The following is an 18296-nucleotide window of genomic DNA, read 5'->3' on the forward strand; positions in this document are numbered from 1 at the left end:
GTACCGCAGCATGGCGCGCGAGCGACATGACGGTCGCTTGGCGCCCATGACGCGTCGCTCGCAGCCCGCAGTCACATCTTCACAGGTAACGACATGGCCAACCAAGACGCCGCTCAACACGACGAGAATCATCTGATCGCGGAACGCCGTGCCAAGCTGGCGGCGCGCCGCGACCAAGCCGCGGAAGCCGGGGGCAGCGCCTTTCCCAACGACTTTCGCCGCGACAGCCTCGCCGCCGAACTTCAGGCCGAGCTGGGCGACAAGGACAAGGCCGAGCTGGAAGCGCTCGACCGCCGGGCCTCGGTGGCCGGGCGCATCATGCGCAAGCGTGGGCCCTTCATCGTCATTCAGGACGTCTCCGACCAGATCCAGCTCTACGTCGACAAGAAAGGGCTGCCCGCGGAGACCCTCGACGACATCAAGAGCTGGGATATCGGCGACATCGTCGCGGCCCGCGGGCCGGTGCACAAGTCAGGCAAGGGTGACCTCTACGTCATGATGGGCGAGGCGCAACTGCTGACCAAGAGCCTGCGTCCCCTGCCCGACAAGTACCACGGCCTGACCGATACCGAGGCCCGCTACCGCCAGCGCTATGTCGACCTGATCATGAACCCCGAGTCGCGTCGCGTCTTCGAGGTGCGTTCGCGGGTGATCAGCGGCATTCGGCGTTTTCTGGTCGAGCGCGGCTTCATGGAAGTCGAGACGCCGATGCTGCAGCAGATTCCCGGCGGCGCCACGGCAAGGCCCTTCGTCACGCACCACAACGCGCTGGATATCGACATGTACCTGCGCGTCGCCCCCGAGCTGTATCTCAAGCGCCTGGTCGTCGGTGGCTTCGAGCGGGTCTTCGAAATCAACCGCAATTTCCGCAACGAGGGATTGTCGACCCGTCACAATCCCGAGTTCACGATGCTCGAGTTCTACTGGGCCTACGCCGATTACCGTGACCTGCTGGATCTCACCGAAGCGATGGTTCGCGACGTCGCGCACGAGGTGCTTGGCACGACCACGGTCGAGTATCAGGGGGCGCGCTACGAACTCGGCGAGCCGTTCCAGCGGCTCACGCTGCGGCAGTCGATCCTCGAGTACGGCGAGGGGCTCGGCGAAAGCGACATCGACACGTTCGATGGCGCGCGTGCCACCTGCGAGCGTCTGGGCGTCCCCGTCAAGCCGAGCTGGGGGCTGGGCAAGTTGCAGACCGAGATCTTCGAGGCCGTCGCCGAAGACAAGCTCGACCGCCCGACGTTCATTACCGAATACCCGGCCGAGGTCAGTCCGCTGGCGCGGCGCAACGATACCAATCCCCATGTGACCGATCGCTTCGAGTTCTTCGTCGGCGGCCGCGAGCTCGCCAATGGCTTCTCGGAGCTCAACGACGCCGAGGACCAGGCCGAACGCTTCGCCGCCCAGGCGGCGGAGAAGGATGCCGGCGACCTCGAGGCGATGTACTACGATGCCGACTACGTACGCGCGCTGGAATACGGCATGCCGCCGACCGCGGGTGAGGGGATCGGCATCGACCGGCTGGTCATGCTGCTCACCGATAGCCCGTCGATCCGGGATGTGTTGTTGTTCCCGGCGATGCGTCCCTCGGCCGACTGACGCCGCACGAACGTGGCGTGCCGTCGGGCCGTGCAACGGCCCGGCGGCGTCCGTATCGGCACGAGGCCGCCGATCGGGCGAAAATGTTGGCAAGGGGGCGTGACCTACGCCCATAATGGCTGCCACCCGAATCGAGGATCGTACGATGAAACTGCTCAACCGCTCCGCGCTGAGCGTCAAGCCGACCCAGGCGTTCGTGGACTGGATCAACTCGCTGGAGCCCACCGTCGGTGAGGACGATCTGACCCTCGACGACGTCGAGCGGGAAAGCACCGTCTACCTCATCCCGGAAATGGACACGCCCGAGGCCTTGGCTGCCTACGTTCGCGAGCGTCACCTTGACCTGCTCGAGACCGAGCTGCGCGGCTGGGAAGAAGACTCGCGCCAATGGCCCGAGCCTCTCGACTGGGCGCTCTTCGAGCAATTCCTCATCGTCGAGCACAGTTATCTGGCCCTGGACCTCGACGACGAGGTGCCCATGGAGATATCCGAGATCGACGACGAACTCCTCCTGGAAACCGACGAGGACTGAATCGTCGGTGAGCGTTGCAAGTGACCGATCGTTGATCCACACGAGCCCCCTCGGGGCTCGCCCCATTCTCATGCCGCCTCGGGTGAAAGGTGAGGCGACATGCTGATCCGGCGCCTGTTCGTGACACGCCCGGGCGACGAAGGTTTGCCCGGCCCGCAGCGCCGCCACGCCATGCTGGTGATGGTGCTGGGCACGCTGATGTCGGTGCTCGACAACGGCATCGTCAACATCGCCTTGCCCACCCTGGCCAGCGAGCTGGCGGTGAGCGAGTCCCGCGCGGTCTGGATCACCAATATCTATCAACTGGTGTGCGCGGCCCTGCTGCTGGGGTTTGCCGCCCTGAGTCGTCTGGTCGGGCGGCGACGCCTTTATCTCGGCGGTCTGGCGCTGTTCGTGGTGGCCTCGCTGTGCTGCGCCCTGTCGCGCAGTTTCGAGTGGCTGGTGGCGTCGCGCATGTTGCAGGGTGTCGGTGCCGCCGCGATGCTGAGCATCGGGCCTTCCATGTACCGATTGATCTTCCCGTCGCGTCTGCTGGGATCGGCGATCGGCATGGGGGCCCTGGTGGTGGCCTTCGGCATTGCCTTCGGACCGTCGCTCGGCGGCATCATCCTGCACTTCGCCAGCTGGCCCTGGCTGTTCGCCATCAATGTGCCGCTGGGACTGCTGGCACTGGTTCTGGGGCTGCGAGCCTTGCCCGGCGAGCCCGCCCAGTCGCATGGTTTCGACTGGACGGGCGCGGTGTTGTCGGTCGTGATGCTGAGCGGGTTCGTGTTCTCCCTCGACCATATCGGTCATGGCGCGCGTGGCATGAGTGCCTGGCTGCCCCTGCTGATCAGCACGCTCTGCCTGGTGCTGTTCGTGTGGCGTCAGCGCCGGGCGGCCGCGCCGCTGGTACCGCTTGGCATGTTTCGTCAGGCACGTTTCAGCATCGCCGCGACGGTGTCGTTGCTGGCCTTCGTGGCCCAGGGCATCGCTTTCGTCGGGTTGCCGTTCATGTTCCAGACCGTGATGGGGGCGTCGCCGCTCGAGGCGGCCTTGTTGTTCACCCCCTGGCCCATGGCGTTGATGCTGGTGGGGCCGCTCTCCGGGCGCCTCGCCGACCGCTTCAACCCGACGCTGATCTCGTCGTTGGGCTTGATGATCTTCCTGCTGGGGATGTCGAGCCTGGCCACCTTGACCGCCGACGCCGACGCGCTGGCGATCGGCTGGCGTGCGGTGCTGTGCGGTGTCGGCTACGGGCTGTTCCAGGCGCCCAACAATCGCGAGATGATCGGCAGCGTGACACTGGCCCATAGTGCCAATGCCTCGGGGGTGCTGGCATCGGTTCGCACCTTCGGGCAGGCGCTGGGCACGGCCTCCGTGGGCCTGATGCTGGCGCTCCCGGCGGCGTCCCTGACGCATGCGCTATGGCTCGGCTGTGTCAGCGTGGTGGCGGCGTTGGCGCTCAGCGTGTGGCGCATCCCGCTGGCCCGCGTCCGCGCCTGACCGAGGCTTATTCCCCCTCGCGGGAAAACGTTACAATGAAGCGCATCCGACATAGGAGGAAGGCGCCATGAGTGTTCAGGCCCGTATCGAAGAGAAGCTGCAGTCACTTGACCCCGAGCATGTGGCGGTCGAGAACGAAAGCCACATGCACAATGTGCCGCCGGACTCCGCCACGCATTTCAAGGTGACGCTGGTCGCCGAGCGCTTCGCGGGGCTGATGCCGGTGAAACGCCATCAACAGGTCTACGCACTGCTGGCAGACGAGCTTTCCGGCCCGGTGCACGCCCTGGCCCTGCACCTCTATACCCCCGATGAGTGGCGCCAGCGTAGCGCGGCGCGTCCCGACTCCCCCAATTGCCGAGGCGGCGGCGCGCACTGATATGGCAGGCGACGTTCAGCGGCTGCAATATCTCGAGGCCATGGGGCTGGGCGCCTGGACCAGCCGTTACCGGTTGCCCAATGCGCGGCCCACGCCGCAGTGCGAGTGGGACATGCCGGCGCAACCCGATACGACCCCGAATCACGGTGCGCGGCTGCAGGCCCTGCTCGACGACGTGGCGGCGCCTGCCGCGCCATCGACGTCGCCCGCGCGCGAGCCGGCGCCAGCCCCCGAGAAGGGGCCCGCCGACAAGCCTGCGGGGTCGCGCGCTCGTGCCTTGCTGCTGGGCGAGGCAGCCAGCGAGACGCCGTCCGAGGCCGCACCCGCCGCGCCGGCGTCCGAAACGACCGGTCAGGCTCCCCGCGAAGCACTGCGCTATGCCGTGCAGGTCGCGGCGCTCGACGGGCGCTGGTTGCTGCTGCTGCCCGAGGCTCAGGCCCCTGACCCGCGAATGCGTCAGTTGCTCGTCAATCTGCTGCGCACGGCCGGAATCGAGGCGGCGACGGAGCCCGCCTTCCAGAGCTTTCAATGGCCACTCGTCGACAACGCGCCGGTCGCCGCGCCGCTGGATGAAGCGCGCGATGGCCTGCGGGCCTATCTCAATGGCCAGGCGCGACGCGGCTGGCGTCCCGAGCGCCTGATGGTGTTCGGCGAGGATGAAACGCTGACCACCGTACTGGCGGTCGACGAAGCGCACAGCGAGACACTGGACCTGCCTTGCTGGCGGTTGCCGTCGCTCGCGACACTGATGACGTCCGCCGACGCCAAGCGGGCCCTCTGGCCACGCCTGGTCGCCTGGCGCAATGCCTGGAACGGAAGCGGCGATGCATCTTGAGCGCCTGGGAGCGACGCATCTCGAGGCCGTGGCGGAGGTGGAACGTCTCGGGCAGACACATCCCTGGACGCGCGACACGCTGGCCCGGGCGCTCGATGATGCCATGCTGGAAGTCTGGGGGGCGTGGCGAGCGCAGACCTTGCTGGGCTTTGCGGTGCTGGCGCGCCTGCCCTTCGAGGTCGAGCTGCAGGCATTGACCGTCAGGCCCGAGGCGCGTCGTCAGGGCGTCGGCCATGACCTGCTGAGACATCTCGTGACGCGTGCCGAGGCCCTCGCTGCCGAGCGACTGTTGCTGGAGGTACGGGAAGGCAATGCCCCGGCGCTGGCCCTCTATCGCCAGCTCGGCTTTCGCGAGGACGGACGGCGCCCCGGCTATTATCCGCCGGCCGACGCCAGCGCCGGGAAGCGGGAAACGGCCGTGTTGATGTCGTATCCGCTGGCCGAGGGCGCGTCCACCTAGCGACGCGCCCCGCGGCGTCAAGGCGTCTGGGACGTCTCGCCGTTGCCGTCTTCGATTTCCTGGAACTTGCCGAGGAGCCCGTTCAGGCGGCGCTCCCACTCGTCACGCTCCTGCTTGAGGCGCGTGTTCTCCTCGCGCAGCTCTTCCGCCTCCATTTTCAGCATCTCGATGGTCTCGACGGCGTTCTGCACCTTTTGCTCGAGCTGGTTGAAGAGTTCGAGGCTCATGGACTTCTCCTACACGGTGGATGGGACGGTGCGGTCGGCATGCGGTCGACCGAGCCCGCTGGCGGTCAGCGTACGCGCGCGGCGCGCGCGCGACAAGCGTCGCCGGGCGCCGACAGGCATCAGGGCCGAGCGCTGGCGTGGCGGCGATAGAGACGGCCGATACCGTCACCGGCACGCACCTCGCGATGAAGTTGCCAGTGGTCGGGAACCGCCGGGGTCAGCTCGTGTTCGACTTCCAGGTAGATCCACGCCTGCTCACCGAGCCAGCCGCGTGCCTCCAGTGCCCGACAGGCGTCGTCGGCATGCCCCTGGCGAAACGGCGGGTCGAGGAAGACCAGGTCGAAGGGCGTCTCGGGAGCGCCGGCGAGAAAGTCCAGCGCGGCTTGCCGGTGGACGCGGCCGTTGGCGCCCAGGGTGTCGAGGTTGGTGCCCAGGCAGGCAGCCACGTCACTGTCGGCTTCGACGAAGCAGGCCTGCCGGGCGCCTCGCGACAAAGCCTCCAGCCCCAGGGCGCCGGTCCCGGCGTAGAGGTCCAGCACCCGTGCACCGCTGAGCTCGCCGGTCAGCCAGTTGAAGAGCGTCTCGCGAATGCGATCCGGCGTGGGACGCAAGCCGGGACGGTCGAGGACGGGCAACTGGCGGCGGCGATAGGTCCCGGCGATGAGGCGCAGGCGTCCGGTCGCGCGCGGCGCGCTTTCGCGGCGGCGAGTGCCGCGAGCCGGGCGCCGGGTGGAAGAGGAGCGTCGTCGATTCATGATCGGCGGATTGTACCGCCACCCGTCGCACAGTGATAGGATGTGGCGCATCAGACACTTCAGGACGCCGGGCGTCGTCCTCGACACGGTCGGGGAGGTGCGGCGCGCGCCGTCCGTGTATCGCGACGTAGATCACGCCCATGTTCGGTTTTTTAAAGCGCAAGAAGAAGCAAGAGTCTCCCGCCCAGGAGGTCGACGAGTCGCGTCAGGATGCCGCGCTCGATCATGAAGACACCACCGGCGACGGTGCTGAGCCGTCCGCAGAGGAGGCGCGCCGTGCCGTCGAAACGGTCGACCCCGAGTCGAGCCAGGCGGCCGAATTCGACCCGGCACCGCACGAGACCGAGGCAGCCCGCGAGGCCCTGGACACGCCCGAAGCGACGCCGCGAGACGGCGCCATGGGCGAGGCGTATCCGCTCGACCCCAATGCCGAGGCGCTGGCCGAGGATGCCGCGCCGCCCCGCGAGGAAACCGCGTCGCCTTCTTCCGAGGGGGCATCTTCTCCGGCCGCCGGCGAGGAGACGACGCTTGCCGAGCCCGAGCCCGAGCCCGAGCCCGAGCCCGAGCCCGAGCCTCGCCCCGACGCTGTCGCTGACGACACGCGCGACGTGCCGCCTGAAGCGCCCGCCGCGCAGGACGATGCCCGTGCCGAGGATGACGCCGCCGCTGCCGCGCCTCGGGAGCAGCCTCAGGAGCGTCCCAAGAAGGCGGGCTGGTTCGCGCGCATCAAGGCGGGGCTCGGCAAGACGCGCGCCAATTTCACCGAAGGGTTGGCGGGGCTGTTCCTGGGCAAGAAGCAGATCGACGACGATCTGATGGAAGACCTCGAGACCCAGTTGCTGATGGCGGATGTGGGCATCGAGGCGACCACCGAGATCATCGATCGCCTGACCGAGCGGGTGTCGCGCAAGGAACTGAAGGATCCCCAGGCGCTGTATTCGGCCCTGCAGGAAGAGCTCCAGGATCTGCTCGATCCCGTCGCCCAGCCGCTGGCGTTGCCGCCCAAGGGTCAGGGGCCTTTCGTGATCCTCATGGTCGGCGTCAACGGCGTCGGCAAGACCACCACCATCGGCAAGTTGACGCAGCGCTTCCAGCGCGAAGGGCGCAGCGTGATGCTGGCGGCGGGGGACACCTTCCGCGCGGCCGCCGTGGAGCAGCTCAAGGTATGGGGCGAGCGCAACCATGTGCCGGTCGTCGCGCAGCATACCGGGGCCGACAGCGCCTCGGTCATCTACGACGCTCTCTCGGCCGCCAAGGCACGTGGCGTCGACGTGCTGATCGCCGATACCGCCGGCCGCCTGCACAACAAGAGCCACCTCATGGAGGAGCTCAAGAAGGTGCGCCGCGTGATGGCCAAGCTCGATGAGCAGGCGCCCCACGAGGTGATGCTGGTACTGGACGCCGGCACCGGGCAGAACGCGCTTTCCCAGGCCTCGACCTTCAACGAGGCGGTGCCGGTGACCGGCATCACCCTGACCAAGCTGGATGGCACCGCCAAGGGCGGCATCATCTTCGCCCTGGCCAAGCAGTTGGGCACGCCGATTCGTTTCATCGGCGTCGGCGAGACGCTCGACGACTTGCGGCCCTTCGCCGCCGAGGATTTCGTCTCGGCCTTGTTCGAACGCGATACCGGCGGAGACGCATAGCGTCATGATTGCTTTCGAGCATGTCGGCAAGCGCTACGGCGGACGTTTCGAGGCCCTGGCGGATGTCAATTTCCGCGTGGGGCGGGGCGAAATGCTGTTCCTCACCGGGCATTCCGGTGCCGGCAAGAGCTCGCTGCTGCGCCTGATCATGCGGCTGGAAAAGCCCTCGCGGGGGCGGGTTCTGGTCGCCGGTCATGACCTCGACCGTCTGCATCTCAGCCAGATTCCCTACTACCGTCGCCAGATCGGGGTGGTGTTCCAGGACCACCAGCTGTTGTTCGACCGCAGCGTGTTCGCCAACGTGGCGTTGCCGCTCGACATTCAGGGCGTGGAACCGCGCGAGTCGGCGCGTCGCGTTCGCGCCGCACTGGACAAGGTGGGCTTGCTGCATCGCGAGAAGGCGCTGCCCATCGAGCTCTCGAGCGGCGAGCGTCAACGGGTCGGCATCGCCCGCGCGGTGGTCAACAAGCCGTCGCTGCTGCTGGCCGACGAGCCCACCGGCAATCTCGACCCCCAGCTTTCCACCGACATCATGCGTCTGTTCGAGGACTTCAACCGCATCGGCACCACCGTCATGGTCGCCAGCCACGACCTGGCATTGATCGCGCGTCTGCATCACCGCGTGTTGCGCCTGCGCCAGGGGCGCCTGGTCGGCGACGAGGAGGCGGCATGACGCGACGCACGGCCACCCAGGCGCGCCAGCGTCCGACGCGGCGCGGCGCCAGGACGTCCCAGGTGGGGCTGGAGAGTCGCACGCGGGCGTGGCTGCGCCACCACCGTGCCATGTGCGTCGACAGTGCCTGGCGCTTGGCGAAGCGTCCGATGGGCAGCCTGCTGACCATGCTGGCCATCGCCATCGCCCTGGTGCTGCCCAGCGGCCTGTGGCTGGCACTGGACAGCGCCCGCCTGCTGGATGCCGAACTCGACGAGAGCGCGACCGTGACCGTCTATCTCGACACACGTCTCGACGAGCGTCAGGCCATGGATGTCGCCGCGCGCCTGCGGGAGCAGTCCCCCGTGGCAGGGGCGCGCCTGGTGACCGCTGCCGAGGGGCTGGCCGAGTTCCAGCAAGGCCTGGGCCTCGAGGATGCGTTGTCGGAGCTTCAGGACAATCCGCTGCCCGCCGCCGTGGTGGTGACGCCCGACGATACGCGGCCCGAGGCGGTCCGCGTGCTGGCGAGCAATCTCGAAGCGGTCGATGGTGTCGCCGAGGCGCGCGTCGACCTCGCCTGGCTGGAGCGCCTGCGCCGTCTGGCCGAGCTCGGGCAGCGCATGGCACTGGCGCTGGCCGGCCTGTTCGGCCTCGGGGTCCTGCTGGTGGTCGGCAACACCATTCGCCTGGCGGTGGAAAGCCGTCGTCAGGAAATCGAAGTGGTGACGCTGATCGGTGCCACGCATGCGTTCGTGCGACGCCCTTTCTTGTACAGCGGCGCCTGGTACGGTCTCGGGGGCGGGATCCTGGCGATTCTCCTGCTGACCCTGGGCGGACAATGGCTGTCGGCGCCGGTGAGCGCGCTGGCGGAGAGCTATGGTGCGCATTTCAGCATGCCCCGGCTGGGGCTCGGGGGATCGGCATTGTTGTGCCTTTGTAGTACACTACTCGGCTTGGCGGGTGCCTGGTTAGCCGTCGGCCGTCATCTCGCCGACATCAAGCCCCGCTAGGCTTGACAAGCCTGAAGACATGTATTGAACTTTCGTTCAGGTTAGCAATCTAATGGGTCATCCGTGTCTTCAGGCACATTGATTCCTTCGCCGTGCCGGTCGTCGTACCGCACGCAGGGCGAACAACCGATGGAGACATCTGCATGAGCACCAGTCTTCAGTCCGTGGGTCATCTTTCTCCCGGTCATGACCTGAATGGCTACATTCAGGCCGTCAATCGCATTGCCGTGCTGTCCTCCGAGGAGGAGCGCGAGTTGGGGTTCCGCCTCTACGAACAAGGTGATCTCGAAGCCGCGCGGCGTCTGGTCATGTCGCATTTGCGCTTCGTGGTGCATATCGCCCGCAGTTATTCCGGCTATGGGCTGCCCCAGGCCGATTTGATCCAGGAAGGCAACGTCGGCCTGATGAAGGCCGTCAAGCGTTTCGATCCGACGCAGGGCGTGCGCCTCGTGTCGTTTGCCGTGCACTGGATCAAGGCCGAGATTCACGAGTACGTGCTGCGTAACTGGCGCATCGTCAAGATCGCCACCACCAAGGCGCAGCGCAAGCTGTTCTTCAACCTGCGGGGCGCCAAGAAGCGTCTGGCCTGGCTCAACAACGACGAGGTCGATGCCATCGCCAAGGATCTCGACGTCAAGCCGCAGGTCGTGCGCGAAATGGAAGGGCGCCTGTCGGCCTTCGATGCTGGCTATGATGCCACGCCGTCCGAGGAAGAAGACCAGGGGTACCAGGCGCCGGCACACTACCTCGACGACGAACGTTTCGATCCCGCCGCGCAGCTCGAGGCCGCCGACTGGGAAGAGGATTCCACGCACCGTCTGCAAGCGGCGCTCGGCGAACTCGACGAGCGTTCGCGGGACATCCTGCAGCGGCGCTGGCTCGCCGAGTCGAAGGCGACCCTGCACGAGCTTGCCGATGTGTATGGCGTTTCCGCCGAGCGCATTCGTCAGCTCGAAAAGAACGCCATGAAGAAGATCAAGCAGCAACTGGGCGATACCCTGGCTGCTTGAGACAGATTCAGAAGTGGAACACGCGAACGCCCGGCCTTGTGCCGGGCGTTTTCGTTGGTGCGTTCAGACCTGAGCGGGGTGCGGGGCTGCGACCAGCAGACGCGCGGACAGCATTTGCCACTGGTCTTCCCAGTGTTCGGTGGGCAGACGGCGGAAGTCGCTGCGCACGTACTGGGTGATGCGGCCGTCGGCCGCTGCCAGCAGCAGGTTGGCGGCGGCCGAGACCTGCAGCGTGGTGCGCAGTCCCTCGCGGATCTCGGCCTCGCGCAGGATCTGCTTGAGCTGGGTTTCCAGGCGGTCGAAGAGCTGCGTCATGCGCACGCGCAGACGCGCCGTCTCCCCGGTGAGGGCGTCGCCGCCGAGCAGCCGGCACAGCCCCGGGTTCTTCTCGGCGAAGCCCAGCAGCAGCGTCAGGATATGATGGCAGCGTGCCTGGGCGTGTTCCTCTTCCTCGAGAATGCGGCGAATGCGCTCGAACAGGGTCTCCTCGATGAATTCGATCAGCCCTTCGAACATCCTGGCCTTGCTGGGGAAGTGTCGATAGAGAGCGGCTTCACTGACGCCGACCTGACGCGCCAGCGCGGCGGTGGTGATTCGTTTGCCGCTATCCTCCTGAAGCATCAGCGCCAGCGCCTGGAGGATCTGCTCCCGGCGTGTTTGCTTGGGTGTTTCCTGCGTCATCGATATTCTTCTATTGGAATCGTGTTAGCCCATCCTAATGGGCAGCCGGGATACCGACAAATCGTCGGCACTCCCGGTGCACCGTCCCGGGTGCGAGAAAATGTCAGTCCTCGGGGCTCACGTCGCTGGCAGTGTCGGTGATCAGGGTACCGACACCGGCGTTGGTGAAGATCTCCAGCAGCGTGGCGTGGGGGACGCGTCCGTCGATGATGTGCGAGCTGGCCACGCCGCCCTTGACGGCTTCCAGGGCACAGCGAATCTTGGGCAGCATGCCGCCATGAATGGTGCCGTCGCCGATCATGGCGTCCACCTGCGCGGTGGAGAGGCCGGTCATGACCTCGCCCTCGGCGTTCATCAACCCGGCGACGTTGGTCAGCAGCATCAGCTTCTCGGCGCCCAGGGCCTCGGCGACCTTGCCGGCCACCAGGTCGGCGTTGATGTTGTAGCTGTGACCCTCGGCATCGACGCCGATCGGCGCGATCACCGGAATGAAGTCGCGGGCGGCGAGCATCTCGATGAGATCCGTGGCGATATGCTCGACTTCGCCGACATGGCCGATGTCGATGATCTCCGGCGCGGTCATCTCCGGCGTCTGGTGTTCGACACGCAGCTGCCGCGCGGTGATCTGCGCGCCATCCTTGCCGGTCAGGCCGATGGCCTTGCCGCCGCTGCGGTTGATCAGGTTGACGATGCTCTTGTTGACGAGGCCGCCGAGCACCATCTCGACCACATCCATGGTCTCGGCGTCGGTGACGCGCATGCCGCCGACGAAGCGCGACTCGATGTTCAAGCGTTCGAGCAGCTCGCCGATCTGCGGCCCGCCGCCATGGACGACCACCGGATTGATGCCGACTTCCTTCATCAACACCATGTCGCGGGCGAAGGAGTCGATCAGGGTGTCCTCGGTCATGGCGTTGCCGCCGTACTTGACCACGACGGTCTTGCCGGAAAAGCGCTGGATGTAGGGCAGCGCCTCGGACAGGATCTCGACCACTAGACGCGGGTCGCGTGCGTTTTCGCTCATGAGCGCTGTCTCCATTGGCTACGGCCGGCGCGTAGCGCCGGCCGCGGGGGTCAGAACGGGAGATCGGCCTCGGGGGCGACCTGCTTGAGGGCGGCGCGAAACTGGGCCTGGATGCGCGACAAGGCGTCCTGGTTCTTGCCTTCGAAACGCAGCACCAGCATCGGCGTGGTGTTGGAGGCGCGGCACAGCCCCCAGCCATCCGCGAAGTCGACACGGATACCGTCGAGCGTGGTCTTGACGCCGTCGTCGCCGAAATCGCCGTCGCGGGCCAGTTTCTCGACGATGTCGAACTTGTTGTCGTCGGTCACCTTGACGTTGATTTCCGGCGTGCCCAGGTCCTGCGGAAAGCGAGCGAAGAAGGCATCGGCGTCCAGGTCGTGCTCGGCGCGCTGCCTGGCAAGAATCTCCAGCAGCCGCGCGGCGCCGTACAGGCCATCGTCGAAACCGTACCAGCGTTCCTTGAAGAAGATGTGGCCGCTCATCTCGCCGGCCAATGCCGCGCCGGTTTCCTTCATGCGCGCCTTGATCAGCGAGTGGCCGGTGCGCCACATCTCGGGCGTGCCGCCGGCGTTTTCGATCACCTGGGCCAGGTTGCCGGTGCACTTGACGTCGAAGATCACGCGGGCGCCGGGATTGCGCTCGAGCATGTCCTCGGCGAAGGCCATCATCAGACGGTCGGGATAGATCACCTCGCCGGCGGGCGTCACCACGCCGAGGCGGTCGCCGTCGCCGTCGAAGGCCAGGCCGATGTCCGCGCCGGTTTCCTTGACGGTGCGGATCAGGTCCTCGAGGTTTTCGAGCTTGCCGGGGTCGGGATGGTGGTTGGGGAAGTCGCCGTCGATCTCGGCGAACAGCGGTACGGTCTCGGCGCCCAGGCGCTCGATCAGCTTGGGCCCCAGCTCGCCGGCCACGCCGTTGCCACAGTCGACCACGGCCTTGATGCGTCCGTTCAGGACGACATCACCGAGGATGCGTTCCAGATAGGCATCGCGTACATCCATCTCCCGCAGGCCGCCGTCGCCATCGCCGAGCGCGTCGTCCTGGATGCGCTGGTAGAGTGCGGTGATCGCCTCGCCGGACAGGGTTTCGCCGCCCAGCACGATCTTGAAGCCATTGTAGTCGGGCGGGTTGTGGCTGCCGGTGACCATGACGCCGGAGCGCGTGCCGTCCAGCGTGTGGGTGGCGAAGTAGAGAACCGGCGTGGGCACCATGCCGATATCGACGACGTCGCGCCCCGCGCGGCGCAGGCCGCGCATCAAGGCGGCCTGCAGGCGCTGGCCCGAATGCCGGCCATCGCGTGCGACGACCACCGTGGACTCGCCGCGGCTGGCGGCTTCGGCACCGATGGCGCGACCGATCAGCTCGACGCCTTCCTCGGTCAGGGTGTCGTCGACGATGCCGCGGATGTCATAGGCGCGGAAGATGGAAGCGCTGATGGAAGCTTGCTGACTCATGATTGAATCCCTTCAAGTCGGTGGCCGTGTGGCCGTGAACATCGGGACGGGGGCGTTGGCCGCCCAGCCCGCACTCAGTGGCGGCCGGAATGGCCAAAGCCACCGGCGGCGCGTTCGCTGACCGCGAAATCCTCGACGATGTCGAGGGTCGCTTGTACCACAGGTACAAGCACGTACTGTGCCAGGCGTTCGCCCGGCTCGAGGACGAAGGCGTCGCGTCCCCGGTTCCAGACCGACACCATCAGCTCGCCCTGGTAGTCGGAATCGATCAGGCCGACGAGATTGCCCAGCACGATGCCGTGCTTGTGCCCCAGACCGGAGCGCGGCAGGATCATGCCGGCCAGCCCCGGGTCGCCGATGTGCACGGCCAGGCCGGTCCGTACCAGCTCGCAGTCGCCGGGCGCCAGGGTGAGCGGGCCGTCGAGCAGGGCGCGCAGATCCAGGCCGGCACTGCCGGCGGTGGCGTAGCTGGGCAGGGGGAAGTCGCGTACGCGTTCGTCCAGTATCTTCACCGACAGGCGTGTGTCGGCGGACAACGAAGCTTCTGACATGGGAAATCGGTCCGTCAGTCGTGCGCCGTGGCGGCGCGGTTGGCGTAAAGGCTCAAGACCCGGTCGACGATGGCGTCGGCCAGGTCGGTCTTGGCTTGCGCGGGCAGCGCCTGACGCTCGATGGTGTCGTCGGCGTGCCAGAGCAAGAGCGCGGCGTTGTCGTCGGCACCGAAGCCGAGCCCCGCGCTCGAGACATCGTTGGCGACGATCATGTCCATGCCCTTGCGTGTGAGCTTGTCGCGAGCGTAACGCTCCAGGTCCCGTGTCTCGGCGGCAAATCCCACCACCAGCGGACGCGGGGAACGGGCGGCGATGGTCGCCACGATGTCGGGATTCTTGACCAGGGTGAGCGTCATGGTATCGCTCGCGTCGGCCTTCTTGAGCTTGTGCTCGGCCACCGTGTCGGCACGGTAGTCGGCGACCGCCGCGCAGCCGATGAAGATGTCGCTCTCGGCGGCGGATTTCTCGGCGGCGCTCAGCATCTCGCTGGCTGATGTGACATCGACGCGCTCGACATTCGTGGGCGCCGCCAGGCTGACCGGTCCGCTGATCAAGCGTACCTGGGCACCGCGCCGGGCCCAGGCCTCGGCCAGGGCGTAGCCCATCTTGCCGGAACTGTGATTGGAGAGGTAACGCACCGGGTCGAGCGCCTCCCGGGTAGGCCCGGCGGTGATCGTCACCCGCAACGCCTCGGCATCGCGCACGACCGGTGCCTCCGTCAGCTCGGCGAGCAGCGCCTCCGGCTCGCGCATGCGGCCGGGGCCGACATCGCCGCATGCCTGTTCGCCGCCGTCGGGGCCCAGCAAGCGCCAGCCCAGGCGGTGGAGTGTCGCGACGTTGGCCTGGGTCGCCGGATGGGCCCACATCGCCTGGTTCATCGCCGGTGCCATGATGCACTCGGCGTCGCTGGCCAGACACAGCGTGGTCAACAGATCGTCGGCATGGCCGTGGGCCAGGCGTGCCATCACGTCGGCGGTGGCCGGCGCGACGAGGATCAGTTCGGCCCAGCGCGCCAGCTCGATATGGCCCATGCCGGCTTCGGCCTCGGGGTCGAGCAGTGACGTGCGTACCGCCTCTCCGGTCAGCGCCTGCAGCGTCAGCGGCGTGATGAAGGCCTGCGCCCCTTCGGTCATGACCACCCGCACCTCGCAGCCCGCCTTTTTCAGCAGGCGTGCGAGATGGGCGCTTTTATAAGCGGCGATACCCGCGCTGATACCGAGCAAGACGCGCTTGCCCGCCAGTGGCATGGGACTCAACTGTGACATGGTGGCTCATCCCTGGGAGGCTCCAGCGATGATACTACCATTCTGTCAGCTAGCTGCGTATGACCCGTCCCTCTCCTGGGAGCGCTAGATCGCGAGTTGTTTGATCGCGGTCTCGACCCCGCGCAATTCTGCCAGCCCCTTGAGCCGACCGATCAGGGGGTAACCGGGGCGGGTGTCGCGACTCAGGTCGTCGAGCAGGTGATGACCGTGATCGGGACGCAGGGGCAGTCGCGGGCCGCCGTCGCGTTCGCGGCGACGTTCCTCGCCGACCAGGGCCTTGATCACGCCGACCATGTCCACGTCGCCGTCGAGATGGGCCGCTTCGTGGAAGCTCCGGGGGTCGTCCTCGCGCTGCGTGGCGCGCAGGTGGGCGAAGTAGATGCGCTCGGCAAAACGCTCGCCCATCGCCACCAGATCGATTGACGCGCTGACACCGTAGGAGCCGGTGCAGAAGGTCAGGCCGTTGGCCGGGCTGGGCGCGGCATCGAGAATCCATTGCACGTCACGGGGGGTCGAGACCACCCGCGGCAGACCCAGCAGCGGCCGCGGGGGATCGTCGGGATGGATCGCCAGGCGGATGCCGACCTCCTCGGCCACCGGCACCACCGCACGCAGGAAGTGGCCGAGGTTGTCGCGCAAGCGCTCGGCATCGATCTCGGCATACTCGGCAATGACCTCGCGGAAACGTGCCAGGCTGTAGTGCTCCTCGGCGCCGGGCAGTCCGGCGATGATGGTATCGGTCAACCGCTGGCGGGCACTCTCGTCGAGGCCGTCGAGATAGGCGCGTGCGGCGTCGCGCTCGGTGGCGTCGTAGTCGGCCTCGGCGCCTGGACGCTCGAGCAGATAGAGGTCGAAGGCGGCGAAGGCGGTCTGATCGAAACGCAGCGCCGTGCCCCCGCCGGGCAGTGGCCAGGCCAGATCGGTGCGCGTCCAGTCGAGCACCGGCATGAAGTTGTAGCAGACCACGTCGATGCCGCAGGCCGCCAGGTTGCGCAGCGTTTGCTGGTAGCGGGCGATATGGGTCTCGCAGTCGCCGCGCCCCTGCTTGATGTCTTCATGCACGGGGACGCTTTCGACGACCGACCAGGCAAGACCCGAGGCCTCGATCAGGCGCTTGCGTTCGGTGATCGCCGCTTCCGGCCAGATTTCGCCGTTGGGGATCTCGTGCAGGGCGGTGACGATACCGGTGGCTCCGGTCTGGCGAATCTCGTCGAGGGTGATCGGGTCGTCGGGCCCGAACCAGCGCCAGGTGTGTTCCATGGTCGTCTCCTATCGTGTGCGTGCGTCAAGGTCGGTCAGCGACCTCTCGACGCCACCTTCGTCCAGTGTGCGGTAGGCCTCGAGCACTGCATGTGAGAAGCGGGCATCGTCGGTCAGGTCGCGCGGAAAAACGCTGTCGAGACCGAGAAAGGCGGCGATCAGCGCCTCGCTCTCGCGATGGTCGGCATGCAGGGTGGCGAGGGTGTCGGCCATCGGATCGTCGACCGGGTGGCGCGCGCCTGCCAGGTCGTTGCCGGCGGTATAGCGGATCCAGGCCGCCACGCCGAGCGCCGTGCAGCCGATCTCGCCGCCGGTGTCGAGCTGTTTCCGGGCGCCGGCGAGCCAGCGCTGGGGCAGTTTCTGAGACCCGTCCATGGCGATCTGCTGCAGGCGATGATGCAGGCTGTCGTTGGCGAAGCGTTCGATCAGGCGGTCGGCATAGGCTTCGAGATCGATGCCGGCCGGCATGGCGAGTGTCGGTGCGGCTTCACCCCGCATGTAGCGGCGCAGCAGAGCGACGAATTCAGGGCGCTCGACGGCTTCTGCCACCGTCTCGATGCCGGCCAGCGCGCCGAGATAGGCGAGCAGCGAGTGGCTGCCGTTGAGCATGCGCAGCTTCATGGTCTCGAAGGGCGCGACATCGGCGACCATCTGTACCCCGTCGTGCTCCCAGTCGGGGCGACCCTGTGGGAAGTCGTCCTCGATCACCCACTGGCTGAAGGCCTCGCAGACCACCGCTGCTGGATCGTCGATGCCGAGGGCGCTCAGGCGCTGGAACGCATCGTCGCTCATCGCCGGGACGATGCGATCGACCATGCTGCAGGGGAAGGCGACGGCATCGGCGATCCATTCGGCGAGCCGCTCGTCGCGATGGCGCGCCAGCTCGATTGCCGCGCGACGGACGCGCTTGCCGTTGTCCGGCATGTTGTCGCAACTGAGTACCGCGAAAGGTGGCGTACCGGCCGCCCGGCGCCGGGCCAGCGCCTCGACCAGCATGCCCGGGGCGGTCCAGGGCCGCGCGGGCGAGGCGATATCGTGGCGAATCGGCTCGGCATCGAGCCGCAGTCGGCCGTCGGCCGGATCAAGGTGGTAGCCCTTCTCCGTCACGGTCAGCGTGACGATGCGTACATCGGGTTCGCTCATGCGCTCCAGCAGGGCGTCGAGGTCCTCGCCGTCGGGGCCGGCATAGTAGGTTTCGCGGATCGCCGTGATTTCCCGCAGCGTCAGGGTGTCGCTGTCGGCGTACTCGGCGACGTGATAGTGCTGACCGCGTTCGCGCATCAGCTCGACGAGACGGCGGTTGGAGCGGAGGTTGGCACTGGCGATGCCCCACGGGCCGCCAGCGTGGCGGGCCAGGTTGCGCTCAAGGTAGACCGCCTGGTGGGCGCGGTGGAAGGCACCCAGGCCGAGATGCACGATGCCCACCTCGGCTGGCGCATGGACGCTGGGTATCGATGTCGGTGTCATG

At 67.1% G+C, this 18296-nt stretch carries 19 protein-coding genes; 10 read left to right on the forward strand and 9 right to left on the reverse strand.

Annotated elements, in window-relative coordinates; translation table 11 throughout:
- The first annotated feature begins 93 nt into the window (after positions 1-93).
- From lysS to rimI, 6 genes are all read left to right on the forward strand, one after another.
- Positions 94-1602: a lysine--tRNA ligase gene (gene lysS, locus ABGX75_RS05425; protein ID WP_347411227.1), complete on the forward strand. Its 1509-nt coding sequence runs from the start codon at positions 94-96 to the stop codon at positions 1600-1602.
- Between the two features lie 145 nt (positions 1603-1747).
- Positions 1748-2134, forward strand: coding sequence for a hypothetical protein (locus ABGX75_RS05430; protein ID WP_011508287.1), 387 nt, complete (start codon positions 1748-1750; stop codon positions 2132-2134).
- A gap of 99 nt (positions 2135-2233) precedes the next feature.
- Positions 2234-3619 carry an MFS transporter gene (locus tag ABGX75_RS05435; protein WP_011508286.1) on the forward strand — a complete coding sequence of 462 codons (1386 nt, stop codon included), beginning with the start codon at positions 2234-2236 and terminating at the stop codon, positions 3617-3619.
- 67 nt (positions 3620-3686) lie between these two features.
- Positions 3687-3998: a BolA/IbaG family iron-sulfur metabolism protein gene (locus ABGX75_RS05440; RefSeq protein WP_110062302.1), complete on the forward strand. Its 312-nt coding sequence runs from the start codon at positions 3687-3689 to the stop codon at positions 3996-3998.
- A 1-nt stretch (position 3999) separates the two neighbouring features.
- Positions 4000-4833 carry a hypothetical protein gene (locus tag ABGX75_RS05445; protein WP_110062301.1) on the forward strand — a complete coding sequence of 278 codons (834 nt, stop codon included), beginning with the start codon at positions 4000-4002 and terminating at the stop codon, positions 4831-4833.
- Positions 4823-5293: a ribosomal protein S18-alanine N-acetyltransferase gene (gene rimI, locus ABGX75_RS05450; protein ID WP_011508283.1), complete on the forward strand. Its 471-nt coding sequence runs from the start codon at positions 4823-4825 to the stop codon at positions 5291-5293. Before ABGX75_RS05445 ends, rimI begins: the two co-directional genes overlap by 11 nt.
- A gap of 17 nt (positions 5294-5310) precedes the next feature.
- Here rimI and ABGX75_RS05455 read toward each other — a convergent pair whose 3' ends face one another.
- Both ABGX75_RS05455 and rsmD read right to left on the reverse strand, forming a co-directional pair.
- Entirely contained in the window at positions 5311-5520 is a 210-nt protein-coding gene (locus tag ABGX75_RS05455) for a cell division protein ZapB (protein ID WP_011508282.1), read from the reverse strand.
- A gap of 119 nt (positions 5521-5639) precedes the next feature.
- Entirely contained in the window at positions 5640-6275 is a 636-nt protein-coding gene (gene rsmD, locus ABGX75_RS05460; protein WP_035413849.1) for a 16S rRNA (guanine(966)-N(2))-methyltransferase RsmD, read from the reverse strand.
- Positions 6276-6415: 140 nt separating this feature from the next.
- Between rsmD and ftsY the strand changes: the two genes are divergently transcribed.
- The 4 genes from ftsY to rpoH all read left to right on the forward strand — a co-directional run bounded on the left by ftsY (position 6416) and on the right by rpoH (position 10593).
- On the forward strand, positions 6416-7921 hold the full coding sequence (gene ftsY / locus ABGX75_RS05465) for a signal recognition particle-docking protein FtsY (RefSeq protein ID WP_347411228.1): 1506 nt from the start codon (positions 6416-6418) through the stop codon (positions 7919-7921).
- A 4-nt stretch (positions 7922-7925) separates the two neighbouring features.
- Positions 7926-8594 carry a cell division ATP-binding protein FtsE gene (gene ftsE / locus ABGX75_RS05470; RefSeq protein WP_011508279.1) on the forward strand — a complete coding sequence of 223 codons (669 nt, stop codon included), beginning with the start codon at positions 7926-7928 and terminating at the stop codon, positions 8592-8594.
- Entirely contained in the window at positions 8591-9583 is a 993-nt protein-coding gene (gene ftsX / locus ABGX75_RS05475; protein WP_011508278.1) for a permease-like cell division protein FtsX, read from the forward strand. The genes ftsE and ftsX overlap by 4 nt, the downstream gene beginning before the upstream one ends.
- Before the next feature lie 143 nt (positions 9584-9726).
- Complete coding sequence (rpoH, locus tag ABGX75_RS05480) at positions 9727-10593, forward strand: RNA polymerase sigma factor RpoH (protein ID WP_035413239.1); 867 nt, start codon at positions 9727-9729, stop codon at positions 10591-10593.
- Positions 10594-10656: 63 nt separating this feature from the next.
- Here the strand turns inward: rpoH and slmA are convergent, their stop codons facing one another.
- From slmA to ABGX75_RS05515, 7 genes are all read right to left on the reverse strand, one after another.
- Positions 10657-11274 (reverse strand): nucleoid occlusion factor SlmA, encoded by a 618-nt coding sequence (gene slmA / locus ABGX75_RS05485; protein ID WP_011508276.1) that lies wholly within the window; start codon positions 11272-11274, stop codon positions 10657-10659.
- A gap of 103 nt (positions 11275-11377) precedes the next feature.
- Positions 11378-12298: an acetylglutamate kinase gene (gene argB / locus ABGX75_RS05490; protein ID WP_011508275.1), complete on the reverse strand. Its 921-nt coding sequence runs from the start codon at positions 12296-12298 to the stop codon at positions 11378-11380.
- 50 nt (positions 12299-12348) lie between these two features.
- Entirely contained in the window at positions 12349-13752 is a 1404-nt protein-coding gene (locus tag ABGX75_RS05495) for a phosphomannomutase/phosphoglucomutase (protein WP_011508274.1), read from the reverse strand.
- A gap of 74 nt (positions 13753-13826) precedes the next feature.
- The gene (gene dut / locus ABGX75_RS05500; RefSeq protein WP_011508273.1) at positions 13827-14303 is read right to left on the reverse strand and encodes a dUTP diphosphatase; all 477 of its coding nucleotides are present in this window, start codon (positions 14301-14303) and stop codon (positions 13827-13829) included.
- 14 nt (positions 14304-14317) lie between these two features.
- Positions 14318-15568, reverse strand: a complete 1251-nt coding sequence (gene coaBC / locus ABGX75_RS05505) for a bifunctional phosphopantothenoylcysteine decarboxylase/phosphopantothenate--cysteine ligase CoaBC (RefSeq protein ID WP_347411229.1) — start codon at positions 15566-15568, stop codon at positions 14318-14320.
- An 84-nt stretch (positions 15569-15652) separates the two neighbouring features.
- Complete coding sequence (gene uxuA / locus ABGX75_RS05510; protein WP_347411230.1) at positions 15653-16828, reverse strand: mannonate dehydratase; 1176 nt, start codon at positions 16826-16828, stop codon at positions 15653-15655.
- Between the two features lie 9 nt (positions 16829-16837).
- Entirely contained in the window at positions 16838-18295 is a 1458-nt protein-coding gene (locus ABGX75_RS05515) for a mannitol dehydrogenase family protein (RefSeq protein WP_347411231.1), read from the reverse strand.
- Position 18296 lies beyond the last annotated feature (1 nt).

It is taken from the genome of Chromohalobacter sp. (assembly GCF_039830575.1).
Lineage (GTDB): Bacteria > Pseudomonadota > Gammaproteobacteria > Pseudomonadales > Halomonadaceae > Chromohalobacter > Chromohalobacter israelensis.

What these genes read in the sequence shown, in the direction of transcription:
- ABGX75_RS05445 (WP_110062301.1), top strand. Translation starts at nt 4,000, where the DNA reads ATGGCAGGCGACGTTCAGCGGCTGCAATATCTCGAGGCCATGGGGCTG.
- rimI (WP_011508283.1), top strand. Translation starts at nt 4,823, where the DNA reads ATGCATCTTGAGCGCCTGGGAGCGACGCATCTCGAGGCCGTGGCGGAG.
- uxuA (WP_347411230.1), bottom strand. Translation starts at nt 16,828, where the DNA reads ATGGAACACACCTGGCGCTGGTTCGGGCCCGACGACCCGATCACCCTC.
- ftsY (WP_347411228.1), top strand. Translation starts at nt 6,416, where the DNA reads ATGTTCGGTTTTTTAAAGCGCAAGAAGAAGCAAGAGTCTCCCGCCCAG.
- rsmD (WP_035413849.1), bottom strand. Translation starts at nt 6,275, where the DNA reads ATGAATCGACGACGCTCCTCTTCCACCCGGCGCCCGGCTCGCGGCACT.
- lysS (WP_347411227.1), top strand. Translation starts at nt 94, where the DNA reads ATGGCCAACCAAGACGCCGCTCAACACGACGAGAATCATCTGATCGCG.
- rpoH (WP_035413239.1), top strand. Translation starts at nt 9,727, where the DNA reads ATGAGCACCAGTCTTCAGTCCGTGGGTCATCTTTCTCCCGGTCATGAC.
- dut (WP_011508273.1), bottom strand. Translation starts at nt 14,303, where the DNA reads ATGTCAGAAGCTTCGTTGTCCGCCGACACACGCCTGTCGGTGAAGATA.
- ABGX75_RS05495 (WP_011508274.1), bottom strand. Translation starts at nt 13,752, where the DNA reads ATGAGTCAGCAAGCTTCCATCAGCGCTTCCATCTTCCGCGCCTATGAC.
- ftsX (WP_011508278.1), top strand. Translation starts at nt 8,591, where the DNA reads ATGACGCGACGCACGGCCACCCAGGCGCGCCAGCGTCCGACGCGGCGC.
- coaBC (WP_347411229.1), bottom strand. Translation starts at nt 15,568, where the DNA reads ATGTCACAGTTGAGTCCCATGCCACTGGCGGGCAAGCGCGTCTTGCTC.
- argB (WP_011508275.1), bottom strand. Translation starts at nt 12,298, where the DNA reads ATGAGCGAAAACGCACGCGACCCGCGTCTAGTGGTCGAGATCCTGTCC.
- ABGX75_RS05455 (WP_011508282.1), bottom strand. Translation starts at nt 5,520, where the DNA reads ATGAGCCTCGAACTCTTCAACCAGCTCGAGCAAAAGGTGCAGAACGCC.
- slmA (WP_011508276.1), bottom strand. Translation starts at nt 11,274, where the DNA reads ATGACGCAGGAAACACCCAAGCAAACACGCCGGGAGCAGATCCTCCAG.
- ABGX75_RS05440 (WP_110062302.1), top strand. Translation starts at nt 3,687, where the DNA reads ATGAGTGTTCAGGCCCGTATCGAAGAGAAGCTGCAGTCACTTGACCCC.
- ABGX75_RS05435 (WP_011508286.1), top strand. Translation starts at nt 2,234, where the DNA reads ATGCTGATCCGGCGCCTGTTCGTGACACGCCCGGGCGACGAAGGTTTG.
- ABGX75_RS05515 (WP_347411231.1), bottom strand. Translation starts at nt 18,295, where the DNA reads ATGACACCGACATCGATACCCAGCGTCCATGCGCCAGCCGAGGTGGGC.
- ABGX75_RS05430 (WP_011508287.1), top strand. Translation starts at nt 1,748, where the DNA reads ATGAAACTGCTCAACCGCTCCGCGCTGAGCGTCAAGCCGACCCAGGCG.
- ftsE (WP_011508279.1), top strand. Translation starts at nt 7,926, where the DNA reads ATGATTGCTTTCGAGCATGTCGGCAAGCGCTACGGCGGACGTTTCGAG.